This window comes from Streptomyces sp. NPDC002845, from assembly GCF_053591955.1.
Genome location: NZ_JBSFUU010000099.1, coordinates 29,785 through 35,305, shown reverse-complemented (window position 1 = coordinate 35,305; position 5,521 = coordinate 29,785). Strand labels below are relative to the sequence as shown.

Here is a 5,521-nt window from a genome sequence, read left to right as displayed (position 1 = left end):
GCTGGCACCCCACCCACCCGCTGGCACCCCACCCACCCGCTGGCACCCCACCCACCCGCTGGCACCCCACCCACCCGCTGGCACCCCACCCACCCCGGGGGCCAGGGGGGGCGGAGCCCCCAGGAGCCGGGGTCGAAGGGGCGGAGCCCCTGGAGGATGGGACGGGTAGGGGCGGCGGGGGCGAAAGAACGCTCGGCCCTGTCAGTCGCCCCGTAGTGCCGCCCGGAGCGCCTCTTCGATGTCTGGGAAGGCGAAGCGGAAGCCTGAGTGGAGGAGGCGGGTCGGGAGGGCGCGGGTGCTGCCGAGGACGTCGCCGGAGACCTCGCCGAGGGCGAGGCGGAGGGCGGGGGAGGGGACGGTGAAGAGGGTGGGGCGGTGGAGGACCTTGCCCATGGCTGCCGTGATGTCGCGGTTGGTCAAGGGGACCGGCGCCGTCAGGTTCACCGGGCCCGAGAGGGCCGGCGTATCGATGAGGTGGCGCAGGGCGGCGACCTCGTCGTGGAGGGAGATGTAGCTCCAGTACTGTCGGCCGTTGCCCATACGCCCGCCCAGGCCCGCCCGGAAGAGGGGAAACAGCCGACCCCAGGCCCCACCACCCCGGGCGACCACCAACCCCGTCCGCGCGAACACCGTCCGGACGCCCGCCTCTTGAGCCGGCGCCGCCGCCCCTTCCCACTCGACGCACAGCGAGGGAAGGAACCCCTCGCCCGGAGGTGCCGACTCGTCGACCGCACGCTCGCCCGTGTCGCCGTAGAAGCCGATCGCGCTGCCGTTGACGAAGACCCGCGGCGGCACGTCCTGCGAGGCCAGTGAGGCCATGGCCCCGGCGAGCACCGTCGTGCCCAGGACCCGGCTGCTGCGGATCTCCGCCTTGTACGCCGCGGTCCACCGACGGGACGCCACCCCGGCCCCTGCCAGGTTCACCACCGCCGCGCACCCGGCCAGCCCCGCCGTGTCGACCCGCCCGGCCTCGGGGTCCCAGCGGACCTCGTCCTGAGACCGGGGCGCCCGCCGCACGAGCCGCACCACCTCGTATCCGTCCGCCCTCAGCGACCGCGCCAGCGCCGAACCGATCAGCCCGGACGCCCCGGCGATCGCGACCCGGGAACCGGAAGCCGGAGCCGCGCCGGCATTACCGGCAGTATCACCAGCGGCATCAGCGTCAGCGTCAGCAGCATCGGCACCAGCAGCATCAGCGTTCATGAGCCCATCCTGCACCGTCGTTCACGAACCCGTCCTGCCCGGTCGTTCACCAACACGGCCTTCCGCCTCGTACCGTCGCCGTACCGTAGCCCTCATGCCGGTTCCGTACATACGCCACGCCGTCTTCGACGACGAGGACGCGCTCGGTCGACTCGACCGTGTCACATGGTCCACGCTGCACGCCGTCCAACCGCGTCCCCGGCCACCGTACGAGCCGTTCTTCACCGAGCGGTTCGGGCCCGGGGACCATCTCGTGGCCGAAGTGGACCGGAAGCTCGTCGGGTACGTCCGGCTGGGGTACCCGACCGCGCTCGCCTGCAACTCCCACATCCGGCAGATCCAGGGGCTCGTCGTCGCCGAGGAGGTGCGGGGGGCGGGGGTCGGGCGGGCGCTGCTGCGGAGTGTGCAGGAGGAGGCGCGGCGACAGGGGGCCCGGCGCCTCACCCTGCGGGTGCTCGGGCACAACACTCCGGCCAGGAAGCTGTACGAGTCCGAGGGGTTCGTGGTGGACGGGATCCTGCCGGAGGAGTTCCTGCTCGACGGGGAGTACGTGGACGACGTACTCATGGGGCGATATCTGTGAGCCCCTGAATACCTGGAATACCTGAATATCTGTGAGTCTCTGAATCCGGCCTACGACGTCACCAGATCCCCCGTGTCCACCGCCGCCGTCGCGTTCGCCGCGAGTTCGGCCTCGGCGGCGACCTCGTCCGCCGTCAGGACGTAACCGGTCTCGTCGTCCGAGGTGGAGCGGGCGAAGACGACGCCGTAGACCTGGCCGTCGGTGGTGAGGAGGGGGCCGCCGGAGTTGCCGGGGAGGACCGTGGAGCGGATGGAGTAGATCTCGCGGGTGACCATGTCCGTGCCGTAGATGTTCTGGCCTGTGGCGTTGATGCGGCTGGCGACCGTGGCCGCCTGGAGGTCGAGGCCGCCGTCCTGGGGGTAGCCGGCGACGACCGCGGAGTCGCCGCGCCCGGCGGTGTCGTCGAAGGCGAGGACGGGGGCTTCGAGGCCGGGGACGTACAGCACCGCGACGTCCTTCTCGGGGTTGAACAGCACGACCCGCGACTCGTACACCCGGCCGACCCCGCCCACGCGGACCGTCGGCTCGTCGAGACCGGCGACCACGTGCGCGTTGGTCATCACATGCTCCGCGGAGTACACGAAGCCGCTGCCCTCGCGCCCCTGCGTGCCCGCGAAGCCCTCGACCTTGACGGTGCTGCGCTTGGCGGCGTTCGTCGCGGCCGGGGTGACGCTGTCGCCGGAGGGCTTGGCGACCTCGGCCGTCGCCTCGTTCTCGAACGGGTTGAAGACCTGCGGGAAACCCGCCTCCGTGAGCGCGGAGGTGGCGCGCGAGAACCAGGTCGGAGTGGTCTCCGGCATCGTGTTCTGCACGGCGCCGAGCAGCGCCGAGCCCCGTATCGCCTGGGTGACCAGCGGGGACGAGGACGCGGCCAGGACGCTCGCCGCCACCCAGGCCACCAGGAGGACGGCCACCGCGTTGGCCGCGGCGCCGCCGACCCCGTCGGCCACCCGGAGCGGGCCGCGGTCCAGCTCGCGGCGCAGCCGCAGTGCCAGGCGTCCCGCAAGCTCGTGCCCGACCACGGCCGGCCCCAGCACCGTCACCACGGCGGTGAGCGTCGCCGCCGGGGTGCCCGGCGTCACCAGGTCCATCATCCACGGCAGCACCCAGACACCGATGACCGCGCCGCCCACGAACCCGGCCAGGGAGACGCAGCCGGCGACCAGGCCGCGACGGTATCCGGACGCCGCGTAGGCGAGGACCACCAGCAACAGCAGGATGTCGAGCAGGTCCACTCCAGCCGCCTTTCTCTCGGGCACTCTCATACGCGTGGGGCGGGCCCAGTGATCAGGCACGCGCGTGTGACGGACCGGAATCGGCCGCTCCTGGCCTCGATGGGGTCCGGAATCGACCACACATACGTGGAACTGTAGAAACGTCCCGGACCGGGACGATGGTTCCACCGGGTGGCGTACTCCACATGGCGGATCTTCGGGGTGCGGGCGAGGGTGGGGGGCATGCGTGTCTTCCGGAAAGCGCGCGGGCCGCGGGCACGGCGCTCCCGGCCGGGGCACATACGTGATGTCCTACGCCGCCTGCGCGCCGTACGCCTCCCGCGCCCCGCCCTCGTCGCGCTCGCCTGTCTCCCCGGACTGGCCGCCGTCCTCGCGCTGCTGCTGTGCGCGGACGGAGTGGACCGTACGGCGGAGCGCGCCGCCCGCCTCGCGGCCCGTCCCTCCGCCGCGCACCACGCCCCCAGGCCGCCGATCGTGCCGAGGTCCGGCTGGCTGGCCGAGGACGGGCGCAGCCAGCCGCCCGCGCGGTACGACGACCGGGTCGTCGCCGTCTTCGTGCACCACACGGACTCGCCCAACGGCTACGACTGCGCGGACGCGCCCCGCATCATCCGCCACCTGTACGCGGGCCAGATCGGTCAGCGGCAGTGGGACGACATCGGGTACAACTTCCTCGTCGACCGCTGCGGCACCATCTACGAGGGCCGCGCGGGCGGCGTCGACCGGCCCGTCACCGGCGCCCACACCCAGGGCTTCAACCACCGCACCGCCGGCATCGCGGCCCTCGGCACCTTCACCGCGGGCGTCGAGGTCCCGCGGGCGATGACCGACGCGATCGCCGCTCTCACCGCCTGGAAACTCGGCCTCTCGGGCACCGACCCGCGCCGCAGCGTCCGTCTGGTCTCCAGCCACGACCTCAGCCGGTACGCCGCCGGCACCGCCGCCGTCCTGCCCGCTCTCGCGGGCCACAACGACGGCTATATGACCAGCTGCCCCGGCGAGGCCCTGGCGGCCCGGCTGCCCGAGATGCGGGAGGCCGCCGCCCGGCTCCAGGGGAGGACGTGAAGACAGTTCTGACGTGAAGACAGTTCTCATGGACGTCTCATGGGGGCACAAGCATGCCTCAGGCGCCTCACAGACTCCTCTCAACTCCGCGCTCTACGGTCGTCGTACAACGCCGACCGGAGGTGGGGAACATGAGCAGCAGCAGCCGTACGCAGAACCCGCAGCACGCCAAGAAGGCCTGGTCCAAGAGCCTGCGGAACCCCTTGACGGTGGCCGGCGCGGTCATCGCCGTCGTGCTCGGGCCCTCGGCCGTCACCGCGTCCGCGCTGCAGCAGGCGAACGCCGCGCCGCTGCACCACTCGGCACCGGACAAGGACCCTTCGAACCGCCCCTACCGCGCCGTGCCGTACACCCCGCAGTACGCGACACTCCCGCGCCCCGCCCGGACCCAGGGGACCGTGCTCTAGCCCTGCTCCAGCCCTTGGTCCAGCCCATGGTCTAGCTCCTGAACCGCTCCCACAGCTTGGGATAGCGCTCCGCGAGCACGGCCTCGTTCTCGAAGTCCACGGGTGCGCCCTCGGGTTCCGCGGGCGCGGGCGGGATGCCGAGGTCGGGGGCGATGACGCCGGTGAGCTGTTCGTACGCCTCGTCCGCCGCGTACCCCAGCTCCTCCGCGTCCCCGTCGACCTCCTCGTCGAAGTCGTCCAGGAGGTCGGCGAGTGAGTCCGGGTCGTGCACGGCGCCCTCGAACACCTCCCGGCCCTGGCCGATCAGCCAGCAGCGGAAGAAGTCGAACGCGTCGTCGCTGGCCCCGTCGAGCAGCACCCACGCGGCACCCCACAGGTCCCAGTGGTACGCGCGGTTGTAGCGGGACTCGAAGTGCCGGGCGAAGTCCAGCACCGACTCCGGGTCCAGTTGGACGAGCCGGTCCACGAGCAGGTCCGCGTGCTCCTCCGGGTCGCCCTCGGCTGCCTCGCGGGTCGTGTCGACCAGCTCCCAGAACTCCGTCTCCTCCATCATCACGGGTCAAGCATCGGCCCTGGCGGGGAGGGACGCACCTTCAGTGGCGGGATTGTTGTGCGGAGTAGAGCTCGGCCAGCCGTGCCGCGTCCTTCGTGAAACGCATCCGCAGCCCCTCCGGTGACAGCACCTCCGCCTCCGGCCCGAGCGCCGTGAGCTGGCTGTGCGCGACCTCCTCCGACTCGACCCGGAGCGTGACCGTCACCCGGCCCAGCCCGTCGGGGGCGCCTGCCGCCTCCAGGGCGTCTCTGGCGGAGACGGGATCGACGGCGTACGGCAGCCTCCGTACGCCGTCCGCGGAGAGCCGTACGACGACCTCGGCCCGCAGGATCGAACGGGCGAACCGTTCGGCCTGCCCGTCCCAGAAGGCGGGCAGATCGAAGCCCTCGTCACGGCTGAAACGGTGGCCCTCCAAGGCGTCGACGGCCACGAAGCGGTCGATGCGGTACACCCGGAAGGACCCCGATCCGGGTCC

General features: G+C 72.2%; 7 protein-coding genes. 3 read left to right on the top strand and 4 right to left on the bottom strand.

Annotated elements, in window-relative coordinates; translation table 11 throughout:
- Positions 1-201 precede the first annotated feature (201 nt).
- Entirely contained in the window at positions 202-1,203 is a 1,002-nt protein-coding gene (locus tag ACWD3C_RS42075; protein WP_451152933.1) for a TIGR01777 family oxidoreductase, read from the bottom strand.
- Positions 1,204-1,297: 94 nt separating this feature from the next.
- On the opposite strand from ACWD3C_RS42075, the gene ACWD3C_RS42070 reads away from it, so the two are divergent.
- The gene (locus tag ACWD3C_RS42070) at positions 1,298-1,786 is read left to right on the top strand and encodes an N-acetyltransferase family protein (protein WP_451152931.1); all 489 of its coding nucleotides are present in this window, start codon (positions 1,298-1,300) and stop codon (positions 1,784-1,786) included.
- A gap of 50 nt (positions 1,787-1,836) precedes the next feature.
- On the opposite strand, the gene ACWD3C_RS42065 is transcribed toward ACWD3C_RS42070, so the two are convergent.
- Complete coding sequence (locus ACWD3C_RS42065; protein ID WP_451152941.1) at positions 1,837-3,021, bottom strand: MarP family serine protease; 1,185 nt, start codon at positions 3,019-3,021, stop codon at positions 1,837-1,839.
- 222 nt (positions 3,022-3,243) lie between these two features.
- Here ACWD3C_RS42065 and ACWD3C_RS42060 point away from each other — a divergent pair, with 222 nt between their 5' ends.
- Both ACWD3C_RS42060 and ACWD3C_RS42055 read left to right on the top strand, forming a co-directional pair.
- The gene (locus ACWD3C_RS42060) at positions 3,244-4,086 is read left to right on the top strand and encodes a peptidoglycan recognition protein family protein (RefSeq protein WP_451152929.1); all 843 of its coding nucleotides are present in this window, start codon (positions 3,244-3,246) and stop codon (positions 4,084-4,086) included.
- 131 nt (positions 4,087-4,217) lie between these two features.
- Positions 4,218-4,493 carry a hypothetical protein gene (locus ACWD3C_RS42055; RefSeq protein ID WP_451152927.1) on the top strand — a complete coding sequence of 92 codons (276 nt, stop codon included), beginning with the start codon at positions 4,218-4,220 and terminating at the stop codon, positions 4,491-4,493.
- A gap of 31 nt (positions 4,494-4,524) precedes the next feature.
- Here the strand turns inward: ACWD3C_RS42055 and ACWD3C_RS42050 are convergent, their stop codons facing one another.
- Both ACWD3C_RS42050 and ACWD3C_RS42045 read right to left on the bottom strand, forming a co-directional pair.
- Entirely contained in the window at positions 4,525-5,046 is a 522-nt protein-coding gene (locus ACWD3C_RS42050; protein WP_451152939.1) for a DUF4240 domain-containing protein, read from the bottom strand.
- A gap of 40 nt (positions 5,047-5,086) precedes the next feature.
- On the bottom strand, positions 5,087-5,521 hold a 435-nt coding region (locus tag ACWD3C_RS42045), incomplete at its 5' end, for a helix-turn-helix transcriptional regulator (RefSeq protein WP_451152925.1).